The sequence below is a fragment of the Trinickia sp. EG282A genome (assembly GCF_040965455.1).
In the GTDB taxonomy this organism is placed as follows: Bacteria; Pseudomonadota; Gammaproteobacteria; order Burkholderiales; family Burkholderiaceae; genus Trinickia; species Trinickia symbiotica.
In genome coordinates this window covers 386,576-410,879 of sequence record NZ_JBFRCC010000002.1, presented here as the reverse complement: position 1 = coordinate 410,879, position 24,304 = coordinate 386,576, and the positions used below count along the sequence as shown (strand labels likewise).

Below are 24,304 nucleotides of genomic sequence, written 5' to 3'. Positions count from 1 at the left end.
ACGGCCGCCCCGTTTGCGCTCAGTCGTAACGTCCCGTACGAGCCATTTCCATCAGGCGCGCAATGCGCTCCTCCGTGGACGGGTGCGTGGAGAAGAGATTCGCGATACCGCCGCCCGAGAGCGGATTCAGAATCATCATTTGCGCCGTGGTGGGATGGGCTTCGGCCGCCGGGAACGGGATGCCCGAGGCGTACCGGTGGATCTTGTCGAGCGCCGACGCGAGCGCCTGAGGATCGCCGGACAGCCGTGCGCCGCCGCGATCGGCCTCGAACTCGCGCGAGCGCGAAATTGCCATCTGGATCATCGCCGCCGCGATCGGTGCGAGCAACGCCACGGCAATGCCCGCGATCGGATTGGCGGGACGCCCTTCCTCGTCGCGCCCGCCGAAGAACATCGCGAAATTGGCAAGCGCGGAGATCGCGCCGGCCATCGTCGCCGAAATCGTCGAGATCAGGATGTCGCGGTGCTTCACGTGCGAGAGCTCGTGCGCCATCACGCCGCGCATCTCCCGCTCGGACAGGATGCGCAAGATGCCCGTCGTCGCGGCGACGGCCGCGTGCTCGGGATTGCGTCCCGTTGCGAAAGCATTCGGCGCATCTTCGTTGATCAGATAGACGCGCGGCATCGGCAGTTCGGCGCGTGTCGCAAGCTCACGAACCATCCTGTAGAACTGCGGCGCCGCGGCCTCGTCGACTTCCTGAGCGTTGTACATGCGCAGGACCATCTTGTCCGAGAACCAGTACGAAAAGAAATTCATCGCAAACGCAATGACCAGCGCGAAGACCATGCCGCGCGAACCGCCGATCATCCCACCGATCACGACAAAAAGGGCCGTGATCGCCGCCATCAGCATCGCGGTTTTGACCCAGTTGAACATGTGGACTCCTTTTCCTTTCTTCTCACCAAGGGCTTCGTTGCCGGCGCGCGGAAAGCGCGCCGCGTCGCCATACGCAGCGATCGATTGTAAGCGATTCGTTAGGTTGTGGCGGAGCAGAAAAATTCAATGTTCAATGTTGCGCCGTGGCGAGTTTCAGTCCCAGGCCGACAAATGCGCTGCCTACGACGCGGTCGAGCCACTTCTTGACGCCGGGCTTGCCGCCGAGACGCTGCGTCACGCTGCCGGCAATCCAGGCCACGAAGCTGTTCCAGACCGTGCTCATCGCGATGAAGACGGCGCCGAGCATCAGGAACGCGAGGGTCTTGTGTTCGCTTTCGGCCGCGACGAACTGCGGGAAAAAGGAGACGAAGAACAAGACTACCTTCGGGTTCAGCACGTTGGTCCAGAAGCCTTGGACGAAAAGCTGCCTCAGCGGCTTCGGTGCGGCGGGCGCGCTGGGTTGTCGTGCGGCATCCGCGCCCTTCTTTGAAGGACCGGTGAAAATGAGCCGCACGCCAAGATACATCAGATAAATGGCGCCGACGATTTTGACCACCGTGAAGGCAGCCGCCGAGGCGGCAATGAGCGCAGTCAGGCCGAATGCGCAGGCGAGCGTATGCACGCAGCAGCCGGCCGAGATGCCGAGCGCCGACATCAGCCCCGGCCCGCGTCCTTGCGCGACGCTGCGGCCAACGATGTATGCCGTGTCTGGCCCCGGCGTCACATTCAAGAGGAAAACCGCGACGACGAAAAACGGGAAATGGGTGATGCCGAACATAGGCCAGTGCTCCTTGCCAAAACTAGTGCGGCAGCGCGAACCGCCTGCCGGCCTCGAGCGGAACGCCCGCGAGGAACTCGCGTACCGTCAGGCGCTTGCCGCCGGGCCTTTGCAACTGCGTGAGTCGCAGGGCGCCTTCGCCGCAGGCGACGACGACGCCGGCGGACGCGACCTCGACGATCGTACCCGGTTCGGTACCGTTTCGCTCGGAGGCAACGGGCTCGGCGGCCCAAATCTTCAGGTGCGAGCCGTCGTCGAGCGTGGCGGCGCCCCCGGGGAACGGATCGAATGCGCGGACTTGCCGGGCAAGCGCCTCGGCCGGCCGCCGCCAATCGAGCGCCGCTTCCTCCTTGCCGATCTTTTCGGCGTAGGTCACGCCGACGTCAGGCTGGGGCGTGGCAACGAGCCTGCCGCTCCGCTCGAGCTCGACGAGCGCTTCGACGATCAGCCGGGCGCCGAGAGCGGCAAGCTTGTCGTGCAGCGTCGCCGTCGTGTCGCGCGGCTCGATCGGCGTACGCGCGACGCTCAGCATCGGCCCCGTGTCGAGTCCCGCGTCCATCCGCATAATCGTGATGCCCGTTTCGAAGTCGCCCGCCTCGATCGCTCGATGGATCGGGGCAGCGCCGCGCCAGCGCGGCAAAAGCGAAGCATGGATGTTGATGCAGCCATGCGGGGGGATGTCGAGCACTTCCTGCGGAAGCAGCAGCCCATAGGCCGCTACGACCATCACGTCGTGCGGCGTCGCCTTCAGCTCTTCGATCGCGGCCGCGGCCTCGGCCGGGAACTTGCCGTCACGGCGCAGCGACGGGGGCTGCGCGAGCGCGAGCCCGTGCTCGACGGCGTAGCGCTTGACGGCGCTCGCCTGCAGCTTCATGCCGCGCCCGGCGGGCCGGTCCGGCTGCGTCAGCACGAGCGGCACGGCAAAGCCCGCCTCGTGAATCTCGGCCAAGGCCGCCGCGGCGAACTCGGGCGTGCCGGCGAAAACGACGCGTAATCGGTGTGTCATGAGCAAGCGCGTATCCGAAGGCGGGCGTTACATCGCGTGCTCGAGTTTTTTCATCTTCGTCTTGATGCGCGACTGCTTGAGCGGCGACAGGTATTCGACGAAAACGCGCCCCAACAGGTGATCCATTTCGTGCTGGATGCAGACCGCGAGCAAGCCTTCGCAATCGAGCTCGAACGGCTCGCCGCGCTCGTTCAACGCGCGCACGCGGACCTTTTCGGCGCGCTCGACGTTGTCATAAATGCCCGGCACGGAGAGGCAGCCCTCTTCGGCAATCTTGCGCTCATCGCTCGACCAGACGATCTCGGGGTTGATGAAGACGCGCAGCTCCTCGTGCGTCTCGGATACGTCGATCACGATGACGCGCTCGTGGACGTCCACCTGCGTCGCCGCGAGTCCCACGCCGGGCGCCGCGTACATCGTCTCGGCCATGTCGGCGACGAGTTTGCGGATGCGCTCGTCGACGACCGCGACGGGTTTGGCGACCTTGTGCAGCCGCTTGTCTGGGTAATGGAGGATGTTCAACAAAGCCATGATTCAAAAAGTCTCGTTCCCGAGCGCAACGCGCGCGACGTTCGTTCGCGCATGAGCCGATACGACGGCAGGCGCTCGCATACAAATGATGATGGTCGGAATTCCCGCGCTCGTCGATATGCCGTTCGGCCAGCTTGTCCGGTCCCGATCGCACGGCCAAGATACGCCGGAGGCCGCGCGCCTCGGCCCCCTGCGAACCAAGGCAGGCGGGCGCTCGCGTTGCACAGGAGATCATTTCGGATGATGAAAATTCTATCATGCAGCTCGCCCTTTCGTGCGCGGCGAGTCCACGCCCCATGCAAGCGCCGCGCATGACCGACGACGAGTTGGCCGCGTGGCTGACGCTCGCCAGGGCGCGCGGGCTCACGCACGCCGCGCTACGCGCGCTCATCGACACATTCGGCACGCCGCAGGCGATACGCTCCGAGCCGTTCCAGTCGCTCGCGGCGGTGGCCGGCGAGCCCGCCGCACGTGCCGTGCTTGCGCCGCCCTCGGCCATGCTCGATGAAATCGTGGCAAGCGTTGCCGCCTGGTGCCGGGCGGCCGGCAACGCGCTCGTTTCCCTGCGCGACGCGGCCTATCCGGCCGCCTTGCGGGCCATGCACGATCCGCCGCCGCTGCTCTATGTGAAAGGGCGGCTGGAACTGCTGCACGAGCCGGCAGTGGCCATCGTCGGCAGTCGCGGCGCCACGCCTCAGGGGCTCGAGGATGCCGAATACTTCGCCAGCGCCCTCGCGAGCGCGGGGCTCACGATCGTCTCCGGACTCGCGCTCGGCATCGATGGCGCCGCCCACCGCGGCGCGCTCGATGTACACGGCGGCACCGTCGCGGTCGTCGGCACGGGCGTCGACATCGTCTATCCGGCTCGGCATGGCGCGCTCGCCTCCGAGATTGCCGAGCGGGGCGCTATCGTCTCGGAATGGCCGCTCGGCACACCAGCGCGGCGCGAGCATTTCCCACGGCGCAATCGGCTGATCGCGGGGCTCGCGAGAGGCGTCCTGATCGTCGAGGCAGCGCTGCGCTCGGGATCGCTGATCACGGCGCGGCTCGCCAACGAAATGGGGCGCGAGGTGTTCGCGGTGCCCGGATCGATCCACTCGCCGCTTTCTCGCGGCTGCCACCGGCTCATCAAAGACGGTGCGAAGCTGACCGAGACGCCGGAGGACGTCTTCGAGGAACTCGGCATCGAGCCGGCGCCAGCGCAGCAACGAGCGGGCAGACGCGCGACGCCACGGCCCGACGCCCGGACGGCTCGCGTGCTCGATGCGCTCGGCCACGCACCCGCGACCCTTGAAATTCTCGCGGCGAGGACCGACATCGACAGCGCGACGCTCCAAGGCATGCTCCTCGAGCTCGAACTGGCGGGACGGCTGAGCGTGCTGCCGGGCGGACGATTCGTGATAACCGTGCCGCCCGCGCGCTGACCGACAAGACTACGGCGTGCTAGAGTCACACGAGACAAAGAGCCAAAAACATTGCAAGGAATACCTCGATGCCCGCGCTGAACCTCGATACCGATTCGGACCGGATCGCCGAGCGCGTGAATGACGGCGAGACGCTTCTCGTCGCGTGCCTGTGCGCCGAGTGGTGCGGTACATGTCGGGACTATCGCGCCGATTTCGACCGGCTTGCGGATGCCCATCCCGAGATTTGCTTCGTCTGGATCGACATCGAAACGCATGCGGATCGCTTCGAAGACCTCGACGTCGAAAACTTTCCGACCCTGCTCATCGAAGACGCCACAACCACGCGCTTTTTTGGCACCGTGTTGCCGCACGTCTCGATCGCTGAACGCCTGCTTTCGGAGCTGACCGCCCTGCCCGGCGCCGTCGGAGCCCCGAAGCTTCGTCCGGCGCTCATCGCAGCCTGACCCTTTTTCTTTGCGTGCCCCAAAGCGCGATTGCGCAATCGGGCGATCGCGGCACCGACGATGCTGGATGGCTGATCTGTGTCGCTACCACGGCGCTCGAAATAATGCATCGACGACGCTCGTTTTCGGATGGAAGGCCGCCATCCGCGCGCCGTGTGCTATAAAGCGGTCGTTGAAGGGAACCACTATACGGGTTATGACCCCGAACACCCACGATATCCAGTCATGTCCAAAGCACTGATCATTGCCGAGAAGCCCTCCGTCGCGAACGACATCGCTCGAGCGCTCGGCGGCTTCACGAAACATGACGATTACTTCGAGAGCGACGAATACGTTCTTTCGTCGGCGGTCGGCCATTTGTTGGAGATCGCCGCACCCGAGGAATACGAAGTCAAGCGCGGCAAGTGGAGCTTCGCGCACTTGCCCGTGATTCCGCCGCACTTCGATCTGAATCCCATTGCGAAAAGCGAGTCGCGGCTCAAGGTCCTGACCAAGCTGATGAAGCGCAAGGACGTCGATCGACTCATCAACGCATGCGACGCGGGCCGCGAAGGCGAGCTCATCTTTCGGCTGATCGTCCAGCATGCGAAGGCCAAGCAGCCGGTGCAACGGCTGTGGCTGCAATCGATGACGCCCGCCGCGATCCGCGATGGCTTCGCGCGTCTGCGCAGCGACGCCGACATGCAGCCGCTCGCCGACGCGGCGCGCTGCCGCTCCGAGGCCGACTGGCTCGTCGGCATCAACGGCACGCGGGCGATGACGGCGTTCAACAGCAAGGGCGGCGGCTTCTTCCTCACGACCGTCGGGCGCGTGCAGACACCTACACTGTCGATCGTCGTCGAGCGCGAGGAGAAGATCCGCACGTTCGTGCCGCGCGACTATTGGGAAGTGCGCGCCGACTTCGTCTGTGCGGGCGGCTTCTACGAGGGCCGCTGGTTCGACCCGAAGTTCAAGCGCGACGAGTTCGATCCCGAAAAACGCGAATCGCGGCTCTGGAGCGTTGCCGCCGCCGAGACCGTCGTGGCAGCGTGCCGCGACCAGATCGGCACGGTGACGGAGGAATCGAAGCCGTCGAGCCAGCTTTCGCCGCTGCTCTTCGATCTGACGAGCTTGCAACGCGAAGCGAACGGCCGCTTCGGTTTTTCCGCAAAGAACACGCTCGGCCTCGCCCAGGCGCTTTACGAGAAGCACAAGGTGCTCACCTACCCGCGTACCGATGCGCGCGCACTGCCCGAGGACTACCTCGGCACGGTGAAGAGCACGCTCGAAATGCTGAAAGAGAGCAACAACTACCTGCCGTTCGCGAAGCAGGTGCTCGACAAGAACTGGGTCAAGCCTAACAAGCGGATCTTCGACAATTCGAAGATCAGCGATCACTTCGCGATCATTCCGACGCTGCAGGCACCGAAGTCGCTCTCCGAGCCCGAGCAGAAGCTTTACGATCTCGTCGTCAAGCGTTTTCTCGCGGTCTTCTTCCCCGCGGCCGAGTATCGCGTCACGACGCGCATCACGGAGGTCGCCGGGCATCAGTTCAAGACCGAAGGGAAAGTACTGGTAGAGGCGGGCTGGCTGCAAGTGTACGGCCGCGACGCGGGCGGCGAGGAAGGCAACCTCGCCCCTGTGCAGAAAGACGAGAAGGTCAAGACCGACAAGATCGCCGCGCACGGGCTGACGACGAAGCCGCCCGCGCGCTACAACGAAGCGACGCTGCTCTCGGCGATGGAGGGCGCCGGCAAGCTCGTCGAAGACGACGAGCTGCGCGAGGCGATGGCGGCGAAGGGACTCGGCACGCCGGCCACACGGGCGGCGATCATCGAAGGCTTGCTCGGCGAGAAGTATCTCGTGCGCGAGGGCCGCGACCTGATCCCGACCGCCAAGGCGTTTCAGCTGATGACGTTGTTACGCGGGCTCGGCGTCAAGGAACTGACGGCCCCCGAGCTCACGGGCGAGTGGGAGCACAAGCTTGCGCAGATGGAGCGCGGCGGGCTCGCGCGCGACGCGTTCATGCAGGAGATCGCGCGCATGACGCAAACCATCGTCAAGCGTGCGAAGGAATACGACTCGGACACGATTCCCGGCGATTATGCGACGCTTTCCACGCCTTGCCCGAATTGCGGTGGGCAGGTGAAGGAAAACTATCGGCGCTTCGCCTGCACTCAGTGTGATTTCTCGATCTCGAAGATTCCGGGTAGCCGGCAGTTCGAAATCGACGAAGTGGAAACGTTGCTGGCCAAGAAAGAGATCGGCCCACTGTCAGGTTTTCGCAGCAAGATGGGGCGGCCGTTCTCGGCCATTCTCAAGCTCGCGTTCGACGACGAAATCAAGAACTACAAGCTTGAATTCGACTTCGGCCAGGACCAGGGAGGCGAGGACGGCGAAGCGCCCGATTTTTCCGATCAGGAACCCGTAGGCGCTTGCCCGAAATGCGGATCGAACGTCTACGAGCATGGCATGAGCTACGTCTGCGAGAACGCCGTGGCGACGCCGAAGAGTTGCGATTTTCGCTCGGGCAAGGTCATCCTCCAGCAGGAGATCGCACGAGACCAAATGGCGAAACTGCTCACGGAAGGCCGTACCGATCTGCTGACGGGCTTCAAATCCTCGCGCACGGGCCGCAATTTCAAGGCCTACCTCGTCAAGCAGAGCGACGGAAAGATCGGCTTCGAGTTCGAAAAGAAGGAGCCCTCGGCCAAGACCGCGGCCAAGTCGGCCGGACGATCACAGGGAACGGCGCGGGCCGCGGCGGCCGACGAGACGCAAGAGCATGAAGCCGAGGCCGTAGCAGCGCCGGCAAAGAAGACGGCCGCAAAGACGGCCGCAAGGACGGCGACGAAGGCGCCGGCCGCAAAGAAAGCGCCCGTTCGGAAAGTCGGGGCGTGACTGCCCCGATCGATCTGGGCCAGTGCTTCAGCACTGACTCAGATCATCTCTTGCAGCGGCCGGCACCGGAAGCGGAACTGGAACCGGCTGCGGGCTCGATCCGAAAACGACGAATCAGAGCGGCGACGGCGTGCTCACACGCGGGCGGGCCGCCCTCGGCACCTTGGATAGCGCGCCGTCGTGCCGCCCGTCATACGAATGCTGCGCACCCACCTCGTACTCTTCGTTCGATTCGACGATGTCCTCGTCGTCCCCCCGCGCGAGGGCTCCGTCCTGCACGGCCGAGCCGTCCTGGTGTAGCCAGAGCTCGCCGAGTGTGCCATTCGGCGTCCGGCTGAAGTGCTCGACGAGATGGTCGATGAACGTGCGCACTTTCGCCGGAAGATGCCGGCGGCTCGGATAGCCGATATTGACCTCGACCTTGGGCAGCTTATAGTCGGCGAGCACGCGGACGAGATTGCCGCGCGTGGCGTCGCTGCCGATCAGATAGCTCGGCAAAATCGCGATGCCCATGCCGAGCAGCGCGAACTGGCGCAGCATTTCGGTGTTGTTGGAAACGATGACGTTCGACGGGCGCACGCGCACCTCGCCCTCGGGCCCCGTGAATACGCGCTCTTCGCCCCAGTACTCGGAAGGAAGACTCAGGCACGCATGATCGGCGAGGTGCTCGGGCCGCGTCGGCACGCCGTGTTTCTCGAGATAGGCCGGTGTGGCGCAGACGATCATGCAGCCTGTGGTGAGACGCCGCGTGACGATGCTGGCGCTGCGCATCTTCTGCGCGATGACGATGCCGACGTCGAACCCTTCTTCGACGAGATCGACGCCGCGATCGACGAGCGTGAGATCGGGGATGACCTTCGGATAGCGACGGACGTAGGTCTGCAATACGGGGGCGAGGTTATGCAGGCCGAAGACGACCGGTGCGACGATGCGCAGCGTGCCGACCGGTTCGTGATTGCGGGCGACGACCATCTGCTCGACGTCCTCGAGTTCGTCGAGAATCTGGCGGGCGCGCTCCAAATAGACTTGCCCTGATTCGGTGAGCGAGAGGCTGCGGGTAGTGCGGTTCAACAAGCGCGTGCCGAGCCGGGCTTCCAGGTCCGCGACATGGCGCGTGGCGACCGCGTTGGAGATATCCATCGCGCTCGCGGCGCGGGCGAAACTGCCCAAGTCGGAGACTTTCACGAACACGCGCATTGACTGCAAATGATCCATTGACAACTCCTGCCGCTGTTATTGCTCAGAAAAAAATTCCCAAGCCAATACGTAATTGTCCTACGACTCTCGAATCGGTGCAGAGTTGCGCGCCGTAGCGCTTTTTTTCCGACCTTGAAGTAGTGACAGGTTTCCGTCCGTTACGCGGCGGCGCTTCCAGTGGATGCGGAGGCACGCAAAAAAGCCGCCCGCAGGCGGCCTTTTGATCGTCGGCAAAGGCGGCTGAGCCGCCCAGTCTCGGTATCAGGCGGCGGCGAGCCGCTCCTCGATACCGGCCTTCGTCTGTGTCAGCGCAGCAGGCAGATGATCGTGGAGCTTCTCGAAAAGCTCGTCGTGCAGCGCGAGCTCCTGCCGCCATGCCGCCTCGTCGACGGAGATCACCTGATCGAATTGCTCACGCGTGAATTCGAGCCCGGTCCAGTCGATGTCCTCGTAGTGCGGCGAAATGCCGAATGCGTGCTCGACTCCGCCCGCGCGGCCTTCGATTCGCCCGATCATCCAGCGCAACACGCGCATGTTCTCGCCGAAGCCGGGCCAGACAAACTTGCCGTCGGGTCCCTTCCGGAACCAATTGACGCAGAAAATTTTCGGCAGCTTGCCGGCGAGCGCGTCCACGCGCTTGCCGAGCTTGAGCCAATGGTCGAAGTAATCAGCCATGTTGTAGCCGCAAAACGGCAGCATGGCGAATGGATCGCGACGCACGACGCCCTGCTGGCCCGCAGCGGCGGCCGTGGTTTCGGACCCCATTGTCGCGGCCATATAGACGCCCTCGACCCAGTTGCGCGCCTCGGTGACGAGGGGCACCGTGCTCGAGCGCCGCCCGCCGAATATGAATGCATCGATCGGCACGCCGGCCGGATTTTCCCAATCCGGATCGATCGACGGACATTGCGCGGCCGGCGCCGTGAAGCGCGCGTTCGGATGCGAGGCCTTGCGGCCGGTCTCGCGTGCGATCTCGGGGGTCCAGTCGTTGCCTTGCCAGTCGATGAGATGCGCCGGCGGCTCGTCCGTCATGCCTTCCCACCAGACATCGCCGTCGTCCGTCAGCGCCACATTCGTAAAGATGACGTTGCGCTTGAGCGTCGCCATCGCGTTGTAGTTCGTCTTCTCGCTCGTGCCCGGCGCGACGCCGAAATAGCCGGCCTCCGGATTGATCGCGTAAAGTCGGCCGTCCTTGCCGGGCTTGATCCAGGCGATGTCGTCGCCGATCGTCGAGATCGACCAGTCGCTCATCGCGGGCGGCGGGATCAGCATGGCGAAGTTCGTCTTGCCGCAAGCCGACGGAAAAGCCGCCGCGACGCGATATTTGCGCCCCTCGTTCGACGTGACGGTAAGGATCAACATGTGTTCGGCGAGCCAACCCTCCGTGCGGCCCATCGTCGAGGCTATACGCAGCGCGAAGCACTTTTTGCCGAGCAGCGCGTTGCCGCCATAGCCCGAGCCAAAGCTCCAGACTTCGCGCGATTCCGGGAAATGGACGATGTATTTCGTGTCGTTGCACGGCCAGGGCACATCGCGTGCGCCGCCCACGAGCGGAGCGCCGACCGAGTGCACACACGGAACGAAGTCGCCGTCGTCGCCCAGAACTTCATACACCTGAGCGCCCATCCGGGTCATGATCCGCATGTTGACCACAACGTAAGGACTGTCCGTCAGCTCGATGCCGATATGAGCGATCGGCGAGCCAAGGGGGCCCATCGAAAACGGCACGACATACATCGTGCGCCCACGCATGGCGCCGTCGAAGAGACCGTCGAGCGTCGCGCGCATCTCGCCCGGCTCCATCCAGTTGTTCGTCGGGCCGGCGTCTTCCCGACGGTTGGAGCAGATGAACGTCCGGTCTTCCACCCGCGCCACGTCCGAAGGGGCGGACCACGCCAAGTAAGAGTTCGGGCGCTTGGCGGAATTGAGTCGCTTCAACGTACCGGCCTCGACCATCTGCGCGCAGAGCCGGTCGTATTCGGCTTCCGAACCGTCGCACCAAACGACGCGATCGGGCTTCGTCAAAGCGGCGATGCGCGCGACCCACTCGCGCAGCCGCTTATGTCTGACATATGCAGGGACCTCAAATGCGGCTGCACCTCCAAAGGCGATCTCGTTCATTGAGCAGTCTCCGTTTTATGGTCGTTGAAGGGGAAACGGTGGGCGCTCGATGACGCCGAGGGCGGTAAACGCATGCATTTCGCGGCAAAGCGCGCATGCGGAAGGGCGTCAAGAGCCATACAGCTTGCGCGGCGTCGCAACAAGCTGTTAAAAAGAGGCCTTCCTGCCTAGCGACAGCAGCATTGAAAGCAGCACCGAGCATCGTGACGACAGGCGTTGCATCGCTCATGCCAGCTCCCATCTCTCCGACAGGTTGGAACTGACAAGGATATCACCGCGTCTATCGCGTTCAACGTGCACTGCAGAACCTTCCCCTATGAAAATTGCCATTCTCGACGACTACCAGGACGCCGTCCGCAAGCTCGATTGCTTTCAAATGCTTGCGGGACATGACGTCAAAGTGTTCAACAATACGGTGCGCGGCTTAGGTCAGCTGGCGAGCCGTCTGGCAGAAGTCGACGCGCTCGTCCTCATCCGTGAGCGCACCCGCGTGAGCTCCCAGTTGCTCGACAAGTGTCCGCACCTGCGGATGATCAGCCAGACCGGCAAAGTCGGCGCCCACATCGATCTCGCTGCCTGCACCGAGCGCGGCATCGCCGTGCTCGAAGGCGTCGGCTCGCCGATTGCGCCGGCGGAGCTGACGTGGGCGCTCATCATGGCCGCGCAGCGGCGTATTCCACAATACGTCGCGAATCTGAAACAGGGTGCGTGGCAACAGTCCGGGCTGAAGACATCGGCGCTGCCGCCGAACTTCGGTCTTGGGCAAGTGCTGCACGGGCACACGCTCGGCATCTGGGGCTATGGCAAAATCGGCCGGATCGTCGCGGGCTATGGGAAGGCCTTTGGCATGCGCGTTCTCGTTTGGGGGCGCGATCATTCGCTCGAAGCCGCGCGGGCCGACGGTTTCGAGACCGCCGCGAGCCGGGAGGCGCTGTTCGAAAAGAGCGACGTCCTTTCGCTGCACCTGCGCTTGAACGACGCCACGCGCGGCATCGTCAAGCAAGACGACCTGATGCGCATGAAGCCGACGTCGCTTTTCGTCAATACGAGCCGCGCCGAACTGCTCGAGGACAATGCGCTCGCGAATGCACTGACGCGCAATCGGCCCGGGATGGTTGCCGTCGACGTGTTCGAAACCGAGCCGATCCTGCAAGGCTATGGACTGCTGCGCCTGGAGAACGTGATCTGCACGCCGCATATCGGCTATGTCGAGCGCGAAGGCTACGAGCTCTATTTCAGCGCGGCGTTCAAGAACATCCTCGGGTTCGATGCCGGCGATATGTCGAGCGTGGTCAATCCGGAGGCGCTGACGGCTCTTCGGAGGCGGTAGCGAATCAGCTGTGCGCGGTGGGTCGCGCGCTCGCGGCCCGCTCGAGCAGCTCTGGCACACGGCGCAGGAAGGCTTCGCCGTCGGCGCGGCCGAGGTCGTACGTCGGCCGCATCAGCGCCGGCTGCGTGTAGTCCCAGCTCGAAATCGGCACCTTGCGCGAGGGTTGCACGTACACGCGTTGCTGCGCGCCGTGCGCGAGCACGAAAGTCTGCGGCCTCGGGTAGAGTCGCGTGACCATCACGAGCACGCGGCCGGGCGTCGCGTCGAGCGCCGCGACGGGAACATTGTCGACCATGCCGCCATCGAGCACCGGTTTGCCGCCACGGCGCAGAACCGGCGTGAAAGGCGGCGTGCACGACGACTGCAGGATGAGGTCGGCGAGCTCGTCGACATCCGCACAATCCTGCGCCCGCATGTATTCAGGACGGAAGCCGAGCGCCTGGCCCAGCGTTGGGTGCAGCTTCTTGCGAACGTACTTTTCGATGTTGTAGGCAACGAGGCCGGCCGCGACCGAAACATGTGCGCCGAGCCAGCGTGGAACGTGCGAGACGCCGATGCGAATTTCCGGTCCCTTGGCGAGCTCGGTGAAACGCTCGCCGTAGATGTCGAGCAGCGCTTGCCGATAGATCCGGTAGTGCGGAAACACCGACGCGCCGCGGCGCCATAGGTTGCCCCAGTAAGCGTTCTTGTGGTTGTCGCGCAGGACCTCTTCGTAATAGCGCATGACCCAATGCGAATCGCGCGTGTAGAGCATGCATGCGGTCGCGGCGCCGGCCGAGATGCCGGCGATGACGCGCGGCGCCAGCGCTATTTCAGGCTTCACGACGTCCCAGAATCCGGCTTGCCACCAGCAGCGGTTGCCACCGCCCGCGAAGACGACCTGGTCGAACATGTTGTGATCGAGCTCCGTGTTCCGCCGCGCCGCTTCGCGTCAGGTGAGCAGCGAGTAGGTGGTCGTGGCGTGGACGGCCATTTTGCCATCTTCGTCGAAGAGCTCCACTTCGCCGAAGACGAGACTTCGGCCCAGGCGCAGTACGCGCGCAGTGACGAGGACGTCGCCCTTGCGGACGGCGCGCATGAAACTGACGTTGAGCGAGACTGTGGTCATCGGCTGGTATTCGCCTAGCGCGGCCGAGATGGCGACGATCATCGCAGTGTCGGCCGCGGCCATGAAGACCTGGCCGCAGATCACGCCGCCCGAATGGCGGAACTCGCCGGAAAACGGCAAGCGCAGCGTGACGGCGCCTTGGTCGACCGAGACGGGCTCGAGTGCCAGCGATCGTACCCACGGCGCCAGCACGCGCTCGAGCAGCGCGGCGGTTGCGGATTCGTTCATAGGTGTCTCCGTCCTGTTTGCGGCGCGCCGCTCGCGCGGTTGCGCGGCGTGCGTCTCAACGGAATGATAGCGGTGGTCAGACGAATGCGTCGAAAACGGGTGCAACGCCGGTGTTGCTGCTCCACGTGCCACAGGAGCCAACACGCTGGCTCAGCCATGAAAATTAAGAAGGGGACTTGGCAAGCACGAAAAAGTACGTCATACTTTGCAGTCTGTTGGGGCGTTAGCTCAGTTGGTAGAGCAGCGGACTCTTAATCCGTAGGTCGAGTGTTCGAGTCACTCACGCCCCACCAAGGAATTCAAAGGCTTAGCGTTGGCGCTAAGCCTTTTTTCTTTCCGTCTCCGAGTAACCGAATTTGGTCAAAGCGCTCAATACTTGCTGAGCCGCCGTCGCGCTTTGGGCATGGCGCCAGAAAGATGACCAAGGTCGGTTGATCTGTCCAATTCGCGTTGGACTCCACTGGGTTTGGTAGCGCTATCGCGGCAAGCTCGCTTGCGCGAGGCGGCGATCGCCAATACTATGCAGCGCAATACGTCCCCCACCTCTGGGCCCGGTGCAAGCCGGCAACTCATGTGGGGGATTTCCTTTTGTAGCTTCGCATGCGGCACATGCTGAAGAGCATCGAACCGAGCACCAGATGGCCGGACCGCATAAAAGATCTGTGCGCTCGGTTCCCGGCGTCCCAGCTGGTCGTCTTGCGCAATGGTGGCTTTCCGGAGGATTGGCGCGATCTGCCGCTCTGGCAAACCGCCGCCGCCTGATTCCGGTGCCGTGGATTTCCGTTCCCTCCTATTGCCTCAACCACCCTTGGCCAATCGGCCGAGCGAGCGCTCTTCGGTACAAGGCAACGAAGATCCGCGTAACAGCCGGTCCACAGGAGCGCCATAACGGCGCGCTGACAAGGTAGGCCATCCATGCAACAGCGGCCGCGCCGATCATATCGAACGGAAGGTGCACGCCCACAAATACGCGCGCCCATGCCACCGCAATGCCGATGGCGATAACGAATATGCCAAGTAGCCGGTTTCCGGCGTAAAGGAACGTGAGCGCCACCGCGGAAAGCAGCGTGGCGTGATCGCTCGGGAACGACGAGTCGGGCGCGTGTGCCAAGAACGTGTGTCCGAGTCCAATCACGAACGGTCGAGGGTGGTACCACGCCATCCCGATCAGTTGATTGGCGGCAAGCGCGAGTGAGCCGACGAAAGTCGCGCGCACGGCAATTTCGCGCCGCTGGCTTCCTCCTGCTAGCCACATGCACACGAGTGCGACCGGGACTAGCCAGATGGCGTAGTTGGCGATCAGCAGGCCAACATCGATAAGCCAGCGTGGCGTACCTGGTGAGGCGTTGATGTTAAGGAAAACCGCTCGATTGAATGCTTCGATTGCTTGCATCATAGGCTTTTGCTTAGTCCATTCTTGGTACGACGGCGTTGAATGCACGCCGAAGACTAGAGCAAAGAGCTTAAGGGCCGGTTAACCCAACAGCACTTGTGCTCCTTGCGCGACTATGACAGTCACACCTCATGAACCGCCTAAAAGACGTGTTGCTCCATCGCGTAAGAGGGTTCTACGCAGCACCTAACCACCTAGTGAAAGTCCCGACCGGCATTTAACCGGTTATTACCCCTTCGCGCGCAACCTGCCTAGACTGAGAGCACCCGCCGCCATCAGGCGTGTCAACGTTACCAGTCAAGAGGGGCACCACCATGTCGAAGAAGATCTTGATTCTCGCTGGCGATTACGTGGAGGACTACGAGCTGATGGTCCCATTCCAGACGCTCGCTGTCGTCGGATGTGTCGTTCACGCGGTAACACCAGGCAAGAAAGAGGGCGAGCAGATCCGCACGGCCATTCACGATTTCGAGGGCGACCAGACCTATTCCGAAAAGCGTGGGCACAATTTCACGCTCAATGCGACGTTCGATGCGATCGATTTCGCAAGCTATCATGCACTACTGATCCCGGGCGGACGGGCGCCAGAATATCTGCGTTTGAACGAACGTGTGATCGATTGCGTACGACACTTCGCGCAATCGGGCAAGCCGATCGCCGCCGTCTGTCATGGGGCGCAGTTGCTCGCCGCCGCGGACGTCATTCGCGGCCGCAAGATCTCGGCGTATCCCGCCTGCGCGCCGGAAGTTCGGCTGGCCGGGGCCGAATATGTCGCGCTCGATTGGCCGGAGGCGATTACCGACGGATCCTTCGTCACGGCGCCGGCATGGACATCGCACGCGAAGTGGCTGAGGCAGTTCCTCGATTTGCTCGGTACGAGGATCGCGCTCTGAGCTTGAGGACAGTACCAGCAAACGGGAGCAAGCACGATGTGCCAAATCTACGTTAATGCCGACCCGATACTGTATGAATCGCGGACTCGCGCGCTGCGCATCCATGGCGTGGTGACAACGGTGCGCCTCGAAAATCTCTTTTGGGACGTATTGCATGAGATCGCGAGCCGCGAAGGCATGACGACGAGTCAGTTCGCCGTGAAGCTCTATGACGAACTGGTTTCGCTACGGGGCGAAACGCCCGCAAACTTCGCCTCGTTTCTACGCGTGTGCTGCCTACGTTATCTCTCGCTCGAGGCGGCAAAGGACCATGCCACGGACGAGGACAAGGCGAAAGGCACTGCGGTGGAGAAGGCTTTTAGACCGGTCGTCATCAGCGCAGGCTGAAAGCGGATGGATCGCCGCCGCGCTGTTGGCAAATCGACGAGTTCTTGTTTGCACTAGTCGCGCGCCTCAAAGGCAGCCGCCCGCCAGTTCGGTCGGCGGCGAATCGGCCGCCGCGCGCACAGCATTCATCAGCGACCCGCAGGCCAATGAGTCACGCAGCTTTCGTGGTCAAGGCCGAATGCTTGCGCGGGCGCCCACCTTTTAAACCATTGGCGCGCGCCGCTGCCGCTTTCGCCGGAGACTTTGCCATACCCATTCCGCGCGCCAGTTCACGCATCCACGCCTGCGAGCCTAAAGCGCTCCTGAGCAATGCGGGTCCATTGACGAAAGTGTCGAGGCGTGCGAAGAAAAGATCGTAGCCCCCTCCCCAGATTTCGATCTTCGCGAGATCCGCCCAGACGGGCGGCGCCTCGAGCGCTGTAAATTCCTCTATGAGCCCCACGGGAACAGTGAGCGTCACACCGTTTTCGAATGTAATCTCGAGCTTCGCACTCGCGCGCCGATAGCGTGCTTGGACGACACGGGGGCCGGCAGCTTTCGCCGCGTTGCGAGCAGCCGCAATCACATCATTTGTAGCCATGAATCTTTCTCCATGCGGCGCACAGCGCCTCAACTCCCGGCTCTATTGCACGAGCGAGCCGGCAGATGTGCGTTGCAGAAACGCCTGATGCCTCGCGCAAGGCAAACCGAGGAACGCGAATTCTGATGCACGCGCTTCTTGCAGTACGCTTCCCGCAAAAAATTCGGACGACGTCGGCCGTCGCGGCGGCCAGATGCGCCGCGTTGCTCTCGGTGCCTTACTGTCGTATCGATGCGCGCGGCGTCACGATTAGCGGTTGACGATCCCGCGCGATTGCATCACGTCGCCGAACGCACCCGCCGACAACAAATCGCCGAGGATTATGCCCAGATCGACATTCGCATCGTGCTCGAGCGCACGCTGCGCCGCGCTTTCGAACGGTTGCCCTTCGGCACATGCGTCGAGAAAAACGCAACCGGCCGCTGACAACGGGCGCCAGATCACCTCGCCGCGCGGACGTGTAATCAATGCACCCTCCGCCTGCCAGACGAGATCTTCGGGTACTTCGGACTCCTCACGATTCGCGCGCCAGATCGTGTAAGCGGGCATGGATTCGAACCAGATCCAGCGTGCGGCCGCATGCGGGCGCAACACGGCCCGCTCCAGTTGCTCAGCCGACAATGCTGCGATCGTCGCCGCATCGGCAAGCGCGTCTTCGGGAGCGACATGCGCCTCGACCCATAAACGATCCAGGCGGGCGACGTCCGCGAGATAAGGCAGCTCGCGCGCGGTCTCGAGTTCCGCGAGAAACGCCGGAAAATCGGCCCCGTAGTAGACGAGTCGTGCGTCGGCCGGCGGCGACGTCCTCACATACGCCGCTGCAGCCGCGCGAAACCATTGCTCGCCGACGAGCCGTGTGACGGCTGGAAAGTTGGCCTGCAATGCATCGACCGAGCCTTTGAATATCGTGTTGCGATAGACCGTGAAGCCGGCTTGATCGGTCAAGCGTGCCACGCGCTCGTCGTTCGTCTTCTCGCCGACGAGCGCATTGACGAACGCATCCTGGAACTGTGTCAGTGTGCCCGTCACCGCGCAGCCTCTTGCACTCCGCGACCGAAGTCCACCTGTTTAGCCTCAAGCCCCGTACCATGCGGACATTCTTCGAGAATCGCCTGCGCGCGCTCGCGCTCGGCAAGCAGAACGTCGAACGGCGGAATGTTGTCATCGCGCTCGATCAACGTCGGTCGCACGCCGATCCGCGCAATCACGCGCCGATAAAGTGCCCATACGGCCTCATCGATCGCGGCATCGTGCGAGTCGATCAACAACGGCGGCGTCGTTCCCGCATCGTGCGAATGTCCGGCAAGGTGAATCTCCATCACCGATGCCCCGTCGATCGAATCGACATAAGCACCGGCATCGATGCCGACGTTATGTGCACTGACGTAGACGTTGTTGACGTCGAGCAGCAGACCGCAGCCCGTTCGTCTCACTAGCTCGGCGAGAAAATCGGTCTCGCTCCAATCGTGATCGTCGATCACGACGTAGTGCGTCGGATTTTCGATGGCGATACGGCGTCCCAGCACGTCCTGTGTTCGAGCGATGTTGGCGGCGATGCGGGCAAGCGCCTCGTGCGTGCGCGGAAACGGCAGCAAATCGGAATGGTAGGTGCCACGCCAGGCCGACCATGCAAGATGCTCGGAGACGAGCGCCGGTTCGACGCGATCCACGAGCGCCTTCAGGCGCCGCAAATGGGTTTCATCGGGCGCGGCGTCCGCCGCCAGGGAAAGCGCTACACCATGCAGCGAGATAGCATGCCGCGAGCGGATCGCCTCGAGCCACGCAAGGCGCGGACCGCCGCCGACCATGTAGTTCTCCGGGTGGACCTCGAACCACAGACCGCGCGCCGTCGACGCATAAGCGTCGCCATAGTGCGCGGGCTTCAGGCCGAGGCCCCCACCGAGCTCCGCCATCGCATCCATGATCGCGGCGACCGTCAGGACAAGTAAGCGTCGATCACGCCGACGGCTCGAGCATGCCGTGGCCCTTCGGTGTCTTGATCGTCGTACAGGTGCCGGCCGGGACATTCTTGTAATGCGCGCCATCGTAGTCCATCTTCTGCGTGCCCGCGCAAGTGGTGCCCGCGCCCGCCTTGCAGTCGTTTTGGCCGGCCATCGCGACGCCGTAACACTTCTCGACGGCTCCGTTCGACTGCGCCTGCGCGGAAACGCTCGCTGCGAGCGATGCGAGGACGAAAGCGGCGGCGGAAACTTTGATTGCGTTCATTGTCTGGACTCCTGATCGATAGATGGATAGTAAGCAGACCGTCAGCGCTGCAACGCGGCGAGAATTCGTTCGTCAGCAGCATAGTGCATTGAGCGATCCGTCGGTTAGTTCGCCATGCTCGCGGCAGCGGTTACAGCGGCCGTCGATTTTTCGACGATAATCGCTGCGACCGCAGTGGAATCGGTAACCGAATCCGTCAGCCAAACGAATTACCAGGGTAATCGCAGGTACAACGTCATGGAAACCGATCGTCTCGTCACGCTGCTCGCGGCCGGCATCACGCCGGTCGACAAGCACGCGGCGGCCCGCCGCTTCAGTTGGGCCCTTCTCGCCGGCGCGCTAGGCGCGACGCTGCTCGTGTTCGTTTTCTATGGCTTGCGGCCCGATATCGGCGAGATGCTCGTCGCGCCGCTCTTCTGGGCGAAAGTCTCGCTGCCCGTCGCGCTCGCCGCGGGCTCCCTTGCGCTCACGGCGCGACTTTCCCGGCCAGGTGTCACGGTCGGCGCCGCGTGGGCAGGGCTTGCCGTTCCGATCGCGATCGTCTGGGTCGCCGGCTTGGCGGTATGGTCGATCGCACCGGCCGACGAGCGCGCGCTACTGCTCTTCGGCCACACTTGGCGAACCTGTCCGTTCAATATCGCTTTTCTGTCGATACCGGGTTTTATCGCCGCCATCTCCGCGGTGCGCGGGCTCGCGCCTACACGGCTGCGCATGGCTGGCGCCTCGGCGGGCGCGATGGCGGGCGCGACGGCAACGGTTGCCTATTGTCTACACTGCCCCGAAATGGGCGTCCCGTTCTGGGCCGTCTGGTATCTGCTCGGCATGGCGCTTCCCACGGCGGTGGGCGCGCTCATCGGACCTCGATGCTTGCGCTGGTAAGAGGCCGACCGATCGTGCACCCGACAGAAACGCGACTGAGGGCTCTGCTCCTCAGCGGCATGGATGGCGACGCTGTCGCCTATCGCACGTTCCTCGCGGAGTTGACGCGGTACTTGCGCGGCTACTTGCGCAGGAGGATTCCGCAACTCGCCGACGACGTCGAAGATCTCGTTCAGGAAATTCTGCTGGCCGTCCATAACGGCCGGCACACGTATCGGCCCGACGAGCCGCTTACCGCATGGATCCACGCGATTGCGCGCTACAAGCTGACGGATTTTTTCAGAGCGAGATCGCGCCGCGAATCGCTGCACGAGCCGATCGACGATTATCTCGACATCTTCGCCGCCGCGGACGACGAACCGTCGGCTGCGCGCCGAGATGTCGGCAAGCTGCTCGAACAGTTGCCCGACAAGCAACGCCTGCCAATTCTTCATGTGAAGCTGCAAGGTCTTTCCGTCGCGGAGACGGCGCAGTTGACTGGGCTTTCCGAATCGGCCGTGAAGGTGGGCGTGCATCGCGGTCTCAAGGCGCTCGCGGCGCGAATCCGCGGACTCGCCTAGCGGGGCTGGCCCGCACCGCGACGCACGCACCGGCCCGGTGTTACGGCATCGGGCAAAGCCGAGCGCTGCCGCTCACCGATTCACTTAATGCCGAGCCGATAGTCGAGCGAAAACACACCGCCGCCGCGGCCGATCATGTAAAGCAATAGGCCAGCCCATGACAGATGCGTCGGCCATGCGTCCGGATAGACGAAGACCTCGATGACCGTCGTCATGCCGAGCAGCGCGAGCGCAGCGCCGCGCGTGAAAAGCCCCAGCACGAGCAGCAAGGGAAACAAGTGTTCGGAATACGCGGCGATGTGCGCCGCGATCTCCGGCGGAATGACGGGGATCTTGTACTCGTCGCGAAAGAGCGCATAGGTCCCGGGCTTCAAGGTGAGCAGGCCGGAAACTTTCGTGCGCCCCGAAAGGAAGAAAATCGCGGCGATCGACACGCGGCACACGAGCGCAAGCAGCGAGTGACCAATGAGCTGCGATGCAAGATCGGCGAAGCGGTTCCACCCGCCGCGCAAGCCGCCGAGAGTCCGCGCTGTATCGATAGGGGTCGTTTGCATGCCGATCTCCCGTCAGACACGCGACGTGCAGGGCCGTTGGCGCGGGCGCCGCGGTGCGCTCGTGCGAGGCGAAAGGGAGACGGCGAGCGCTTCGACAGTCATCATTTGAGGCTCCAATCAGCGAATGTGACGTTACCGGATGTCATCCGCCGCTCATCGTCGAATGGCGCCGAGCGACGGGCGGTCGATGCGGATGATCCGATCGTCAATTCGAAATGGAGCCTCGAGCGGTTACAGCCGAGCGAAAATTTCTACGATTGCGCCGGACGGCCCGTTTTCACAGTCTCGATTGCCGATACCGCTTCGAGCAGCCGCTTGGCGGGCACGGAATCGAGCAGGTGCAGGCCAGCCCGCAGCAGCTCGCTCTTCTTTACCGCCACGCCGGCATCAAGGCACTTCTGCTTCAACTGCGCCAGCTTGTCATAGTCGGACTTCGGCATCGTGAAGCTGTCGCGCACCACTTTTTCCTTCTTGGCGCGCTTCACCTTGTCGGGCGCGGCGACGGCGGCCGTTGCGGGCTCGGCCAACGCCCGTCGCACCTTCTTGGCGGACTTCGCGCGCGAACCGTCGGCGGCCGCGGGGGGCTCGACGGCCGCATCGGTTGCCGCGGCGGCGGGTGCTGCGGCGGCATGTCCGTTCGCGTGCTTCGGCACTCGCGCCGGCTTCTTCGTTGCTTTTTCGCTGCTTGCAGTGGCCATCAGTGATCTCCTCATCGGTAAACGGTGCAAACAGTATATACGGTTTATTCGCGTACGACGAAATGCTTGCTACTTGAAATCTCGAATAAGCGTGTTCGCCGCCACGAACAGGACGCTTGCATCGGCCCCTGCGAGAGCGTTTAATGTGCCTTCCGAAAGCCGATCTCGATCGTGCGAGGAGCTCTCGATGCACCAGCCGAACGCCGAGGAAGTCGTCAAGGAAATTGCCACCGCGACTCACACGCCACAGGAAGTAGTCGAAAAGATGTATGACGAAACCTGGGAGGCATACAGCAAGGAAGCACGCATCACGGACTACATGCCAGTTCTCGTCGCCAAGCGCGTGCGCGAGGAGTTGCGCAATCGCGCGCGCGGCGCACATTGACCGATCGTCAGTCGAATCACCGCAACAATTCTTTCGCCCGCGCGAGGGCCGCAACGATATCGGCGTATGCGCGTTCGCGCGTCTCGGGATCGGGTGCGCGCAATGCATACGACGGATGCCAGGTCGCCAATACCGCGCGTCCGCCGTGCTGGATCACTTTGCCGAAATAGTCCTGAAGCCGTGCGTGGGTGTCTTCGAGCAGGGCCTTCAATGCGGTGGAACCGAGCGCGACGAGGACTCGCGGCGCGACCTCGGCAAGTTCGCGATCGAGCCAGTAGCGGCACGCATCGACTTCGCGCTGCGCGGGCGTCTTATGCATACGGCGCTTGCCGCGCGGCTCCCATTTGAAATGCTTGACCGCGTTCGTGATGAATACCTCCTCACGCGCCACACCGGCTTCGTGTAGCGCGTTATCGAGCAAACGGCCAGCCGGGCCGACGAACGGTTTGCCCTCGCGATCTTCACTGTCGCCGGGTTGCTCGCCTACCATCATGATCGGCGCGCGCCGGGGGCCGGCACCCGGCACGCCCTGCGTCGCGCTTTGCCAGAGTCCGCAGCGGCGGCAGTCCTCCAACGAAGCCGGTTGCTGATCCCGGTCCGTTTCGGAGCCGTCATGCGAGCCCGGTTTTGTTCCGGGACGTCTTTGCGCGTTCATGGTCGTTCCGTCGACGGGGGCTTTCTTGCGGTGGAGCAACGCCGGTGCCATCGGTCTTTGCCTCTGTCCGAACGCTTATACTTGGAAGAATTTTCCACGACTGCCCCGAAATGGACAGAATCGACGCACAAATCCTCAGACTCTTGCAAGAGGATGCCTCGCTCGGACTCAACGATATCGCCAGCGCGGTCAATCTCTCGCCTACGCCTTGTTGGCGACGCATCCAGAAGCTCCGTGAAGAAGGCGTCATCCGCAAGCAGGTCGTGCTTTGCGATCCGGCCAAGCTGAACCTCGGGCTGACCGCCTTCGTCACGATCCGGGCCGCTCAGCACAACGACGCATGGACCGAGCGCTTTCTGAGCGGCGTCACGACGATTCCCGAGATCGTCGAGATCTATCGGATGACGGGCGACGTCGACTATCTGCTGAAGGTCGTCGTTCCCGATATCGCCGGTTATGACGGCGTCTACAAGCGATTGATCAAGGTGGCGGAATTGCTCGACGTGAGCGCGAGCTTTGCGATGGAAGTCGTCAGGCGGACTACCGCGCTGCCGCTCGATCACGTCGTCACGGGCAGCAAGAGCCGAAGCGCGCCGCACGACGATTAGGCGATTAGGACCGAAATAAGCTCCCAGCGCGGCGCAGCATCGACTATATGGTCCCGGGCGCTGCGCGGCAAGGCACGGGCATTGCTTGTTTTCGACTAGGACTTGCCAAACGTGGAGGCTCAGATGACTCAGTTCAAACGACTGAAACGAGCGAAGGCCGGCGCCATCGTCGCGCTGCTTTCCCTGCTCTGCGGCTGCACGCTCGGCGGCGCGGCGGCGGGCGGATATGCGGGTAACAGGTTGACGCACGGCAGTGCGGTCGGGACCGTAGGCGGCGCCGTCGCAGGTGGGATCGTCGGGCACGAAGTGGGCGAGCATTGGTAATCGCCCCGCCTTTGGTGAATTACTTAGTATTCCTCATTAACTGAGAATTCCCCGGTCGCCGCTCAATGACGATGCAGCAAGCTTCGCAATGGATGGCGCCAATCGATGCGGCGTTCGTCCTCGCGCGGCTCCTGCCTTCGATGTTCTTGCCACAACTCGTCGGAGAAAAGGAACGCGACGATCAAGAGCGGCAGCACCAGAAACGCACCAAGTATCAAGTGTTCGATCACGATGAG

General features: G+C 63.2%; 27 protein-coding genes, 1 tRNA gene and 1 pseudogene. 12 read left to right on the top strand and 17 right to left on the bottom strand.

Features of this window, described 5'->3' with window-relative positions; all coding sequences use genetic code 11:
- Window positions 1-19: 19 nt before the first annotated feature.
- From htpX to def, 4 genes are all read right to left on the bottom strand, one after another.
- Complete coding sequence (htpX, locus tag AB4Y31_RS09770; RefSeq protein ID WP_018441291.1) at window positions 20-877, bottom strand: zinc metalloprotease HtpX; 858 nt, start codon at window positions 875-877, stop codon at window positions 20-22.
- A 130-nt stretch (window positions 878-1,007) separates the two neighbouring features.
- The gene (locus AB4Y31_RS09765) at window positions 1,008-1,655 is read right to left on the bottom strand and encodes a LysE family translocator (RefSeq protein ID WP_368673757.1); all 648 of its coding nucleotides are present in this window, start codon (window positions 1,653-1,655) and stop codon (window positions 1,008-1,010) included.
- A gap of 22 nt (window positions 1,656-1,677) precedes the next feature.
- Window positions 1,678-2,661 (bottom strand): methionyl-tRNA formyltransferase, encoded by a 984-nt coding sequence (gene fmt / locus AB4Y31_RS09760; RefSeq protein WP_368673756.1) that lies wholly within the window; start codon window positions 2,659-2,661, stop codon window positions 1,678-1,680.
- A 27-nt stretch (window positions 2,662-2,688) separates the two neighbouring features.
- A complete protein-coding gene (gene def / locus AB4Y31_RS09755; protein WP_018441295.1) occupies window positions 2,689-3,192 on the bottom strand; it encodes a peptide deformylase in 504 nt (167 codons plus the stop codon).
- A 296-nt stretch (window positions 3,193-3,488) separates the two neighbouring features.
- Between def and dprA the strand changes: the two genes are divergently transcribed.
- The 3 genes from dprA to AB4Y31_RS09740 all read left to right on the top strand — a co-directional run bounded on the left by dprA (window position 3,489) and on the right by AB4Y31_RS09740 (window position 7,942).
- Window positions 3,489-4,616: a DNA-processing protein DprA gene (gene dprA / locus AB4Y31_RS09750; protein WP_368674470.1), complete on the top strand. Its 1,128-nt coding sequence runs from the start codon at window positions 3,489-3,491 to the stop codon at window positions 4,614-4,616.
- A gap of 68 nt (window positions 4,617-4,684) precedes the next feature.
- Window positions 4,685-5,062 (top strand): thioredoxin family protein, encoded by a 378-nt coding sequence (locus AB4Y31_RS09745; RefSeq protein WP_368673755.1) that lies wholly within the window; start codon window positions 4,685-4,687, stop codon window positions 5,060-5,062.
- A gap of 225 nt (window positions 5,063-5,287) precedes the next feature.
- Window positions 5,288-7,942 carry a DNA topoisomerase III gene (locus AB4Y31_RS09740; RefSeq protein ID WP_368673754.1) on the top strand — a complete coding sequence of 885 codons (2,655 nt, stop codon included), beginning with the start codon at window positions 5,288-5,290 and terminating at the stop codon, window positions 7,940-7,942.
- Between the two features lie 285 nt (window positions 7,943-8,227).
- Here the strand turns inward: AB4Y31_RS09740 and AB4Y31_RS09735 are convergent.
- Together AB4Y31_RS09735 and AB4Y31_RS09730 are read right to left on the bottom strand one after the other, a co-directional pair.
- Window positions 8,228-9,157, bottom strand: a pseudogene (locus AB4Y31_RS09735) (LysR family transcriptional regulator); the annotation flags it as partial.
- 243 nt (window positions 9,158-9,400) lie between these two features.
- Window positions 9,401-11,260 (bottom strand): phosphoenolpyruvate carboxykinase (GTP), encoded by a 1,860-nt coding sequence (locus tag AB4Y31_RS09730; protein ID WP_368673753.1) that lies wholly within the window; start codon window positions 11,258-11,260, stop codon window positions 9,401-9,403.
- A gap of 316 nt (window positions 11,261-11,576) precedes the next feature.
- Here AB4Y31_RS09730 and AB4Y31_RS09725 point away from each other — a divergent pair, with 316 nt between their 5' ends.
- Entirely contained in the window at window positions 11,577-12,590 is a 1,014-nt protein-coding gene (locus tag AB4Y31_RS09725) for a D-2-hydroxyacid dehydrogenase family protein (RefSeq protein WP_368673752.1), read from the top strand.
- Window positions 12,591-12,594: 4 nt separating this feature from the next.
- Here AB4Y31_RS09725 and AB4Y31_RS09720 read toward each other — a convergent pair whose 3' ends face one another.
- A complete protein-coding gene (locus AB4Y31_RS09720) occupies window positions 12,595-13,482 on the bottom strand; it encodes a patatin-like phospholipase family protein (protein ID WP_368673751.1) in 888 nt (295 codons plus the stop codon).
- 39 nt (window positions 13,483-13,521) lie between these two features.
- Window positions 13,522-13,926, bottom strand: a complete 405-nt coding sequence (locus AB4Y31_RS09715; protein ID WP_368673750.1) for a PaaI family thioesterase — start codon at window positions 13,924-13,926, stop codon at window positions 13,522-13,524.
- A 217-nt stretch (window positions 13,927-14,143) separates the two neighbouring features.
- On the opposite strand from AB4Y31_RS09715, the gene AB4Y31_RS09710 reads away from it, so the two are divergent.
- Window positions 14,144-14,219 (top strand) — tRNA-Lys (locus AB4Y31_RS09710).
- A 497-nt stretch (window positions 14,220-14,716) separates the two neighbouring features.
- Here the strand turns inward: AB4Y31_RS09710 and AB4Y31_RS09705 are convergent.
- On the bottom strand, window positions 14,717-15,319 hold the full coding sequence (locus AB4Y31_RS09705; protein WP_368674469.1) for a phosphatase PAP2 family protein: 603 nt from the start codon (window positions 15,317-15,319) through the stop codon (window positions 14,717-14,719).
- Between the two features lie 314 nt (window positions 15,320-15,633).
- Here AB4Y31_RS09705 and AB4Y31_RS09700 point away from each other — a divergent pair, with 314 nt between their 5' ends.
- Window positions 15,634-16,212, top strand: coding sequence for a DJ-1/PfpI family protein (locus AB4Y31_RS09700; protein ID WP_368673749.1), 579 nt, complete (start codon window positions 15,634-15,636; stop codon window positions 16,210-16,212).
- Between the two features lie 36 nt (window positions 16,213-16,248).
- Window positions 16,249-16,599 carry a ribbon-helix-helix domain-containing protein gene (locus AB4Y31_RS09695; protein ID WP_368673748.1) on the top strand — a complete coding sequence of 117 codons (351 nt, stop codon included), beginning with the start codon at window positions 16,249-16,251 and terminating at the stop codon, window positions 16,597-16,599.
- Window positions 16,600-16,750: 151 nt separating this feature from the next.
- Here AB4Y31_RS09695 and AB4Y31_RS09690 read toward each other — a convergent pair whose 3' ends face one another.
- The 4 genes from AB4Y31_RS09690 to AB4Y31_RS09675 all read right to left on the bottom strand — a co-directional run bounded on the left by AB4Y31_RS09690 (window position 16,751) and on the right by AB4Y31_RS09675 (window position 19,405).
- Window positions 16,751-17,179 carry a DUF2442 domain-containing protein gene (locus AB4Y31_RS09690; protein ID WP_368673747.1) on the bottom strand — a complete coding sequence of 143 codons (429 nt, stop codon included), beginning with the start codon at window positions 17,177-17,179 and terminating at the stop codon, window positions 16,751-16,753.
- Window positions 17,180-17,428: 249 nt separating this feature from the next.
- Window positions 17,429-18,208 (bottom strand): putative DNA-binding domain-containing protein, encoded by a 780-nt coding sequence (locus AB4Y31_RS09685; protein WP_368673746.1) that lies wholly within the window; start codon window positions 18,206-18,208, stop codon window positions 17,429-17,431.
- Entirely contained in the window at window positions 18,205-19,101 is an 897-nt protein-coding gene (locus AB4Y31_RS09680; protein ID WP_368673745.1) for a DUF692 domain-containing protein, read from the bottom strand. Before AB4Y31_RS09680 ends, AB4Y31_RS09685 begins: the two co-directional genes overlap by 4 nt.
- 34 nt (window positions 19,102-19,135) lie before the next feature.
- Window positions 19,136-19,405: a DUF2282 domain-containing protein gene (locus tag AB4Y31_RS09675; protein ID WP_018441313.1), complete on the bottom strand. Its 270-nt coding sequence runs from the start codon at window positions 19,403-19,405 to the stop codon at window positions 19,136-19,138.
- Window positions 19,406-19,642: 237 nt separating this feature from the next.
- Here AB4Y31_RS09675 and AB4Y31_RS09670 point away from each other — a divergent pair, with 237 nt between their 5' ends.
- Together AB4Y31_RS09670 and AB4Y31_RS09665 are read left to right on the top strand one after the other, a co-directional pair.
- Window positions 19,643-20,284 (top strand): DUF1109 domain-containing protein, encoded by a 642-nt coding sequence (locus tag AB4Y31_RS09670; RefSeq protein ID WP_368673744.1) that lies wholly within the window; start codon window positions 19,643-19,645, stop codon window positions 20,282-20,284.
- Window positions 20,269-20,844, top strand: a complete 576-nt coding sequence (locus AB4Y31_RS09665) for a sigma-70 family RNA polymerase sigma factor (RefSeq protein ID WP_368673743.1) — start codon at window positions 20,269-20,271, stop codon at window positions 20,842-20,844. Before AB4Y31_RS09670 ends, AB4Y31_RS09665 begins: the two co-directional genes overlap by 16 nt.
- Before the next feature lie 80 nt (window positions 20,845-20,924).
- Here AB4Y31_RS09665 and AB4Y31_RS09660 read toward each other — a convergent pair whose 3' ends face one another.
- The gene (locus AB4Y31_RS09660; RefSeq protein ID WP_368673742.1) at window positions 20,925-21,398 is read right to left on the bottom strand and encodes a DoxX family protein; all 474 of its coding nucleotides are present in this window, start codon (window positions 21,396-21,398) and stop codon (window positions 20,925-20,927) included.
- A 251-nt stretch (window positions 21,399-21,649) separates the two neighbouring features.
- Window positions 21,650-22,096, bottom strand: coding sequence for a hypothetical protein (locus AB4Y31_RS09655; protein ID WP_018441318.1), 447 nt, complete (start codon window positions 22,094-22,096; stop codon window positions 21,650-21,652).
- A 187-nt stretch (window positions 22,097-22,283) separates the two neighbouring features.
- Between AB4Y31_RS09655 and AB4Y31_RS09650 the strand changes: the two genes are divergently transcribed.
- Window positions 22,284-22,481, top strand: coding sequence for a DUF3562 domain-containing protein (locus AB4Y31_RS09650; protein ID WP_018441319.1), 198 nt, complete (start codon window positions 22,284-22,286; stop codon window positions 22,479-22,481).
- Window positions 22,482-22,497: 16 nt separating this feature from the next.
- Here the strand turns inward: AB4Y31_RS09650 and AB4Y31_RS09645 are convergent, their stop codons facing one another.
- The gene (locus AB4Y31_RS09645; RefSeq protein WP_368673741.1) at window positions 22,498-23,136 is read right to left on the bottom strand and encodes a UdgX family uracil-DNA binding protein; all 639 of its coding nucleotides are present in this window, start codon (window positions 23,134-23,136) and stop codon (window positions 22,498-22,500) included.
- A 110-nt stretch (window positions 23,137-23,246) separates the two neighbouring features.
- Here AB4Y31_RS09645 and AB4Y31_RS09640 point away from each other — a divergent pair, with 110 nt between their 5' ends.
- A complete protein-coding gene (locus AB4Y31_RS09640) occupies window positions 23,247-23,744 on the top strand; it encodes an Lrp/AsnC family transcriptional regulator (protein WP_368673740.1) in 498 nt (165 codons plus the stop codon).
- A gap of 123 nt (window positions 23,745-23,867) precedes the next feature.
- Complete coding sequence (locus AB4Y31_RS09635) at window positions 23,868-24,068, top strand: glycine zipper 2TM domain-containing protein (RefSeq protein WP_018441322.1); 201 nt, start codon at window positions 23,868-23,870, stop codon at window positions 24,066-24,068.
- Between the two features lie 62 nt (window positions 24,069-24,130).
- On the opposite strand, the gene AB4Y31_RS09630 is transcribed toward AB4Y31_RS09635, so the two are convergent.
- Entirely contained in the window at window positions 24,131-24,298 is a 168-nt protein-coding gene (locus AB4Y31_RS09630) for a hypothetical protein (RefSeq protein ID WP_368673739.1), read from the bottom strand.
- Window positions 24,299-24,304: the final 6 nt, after the last annotated feature.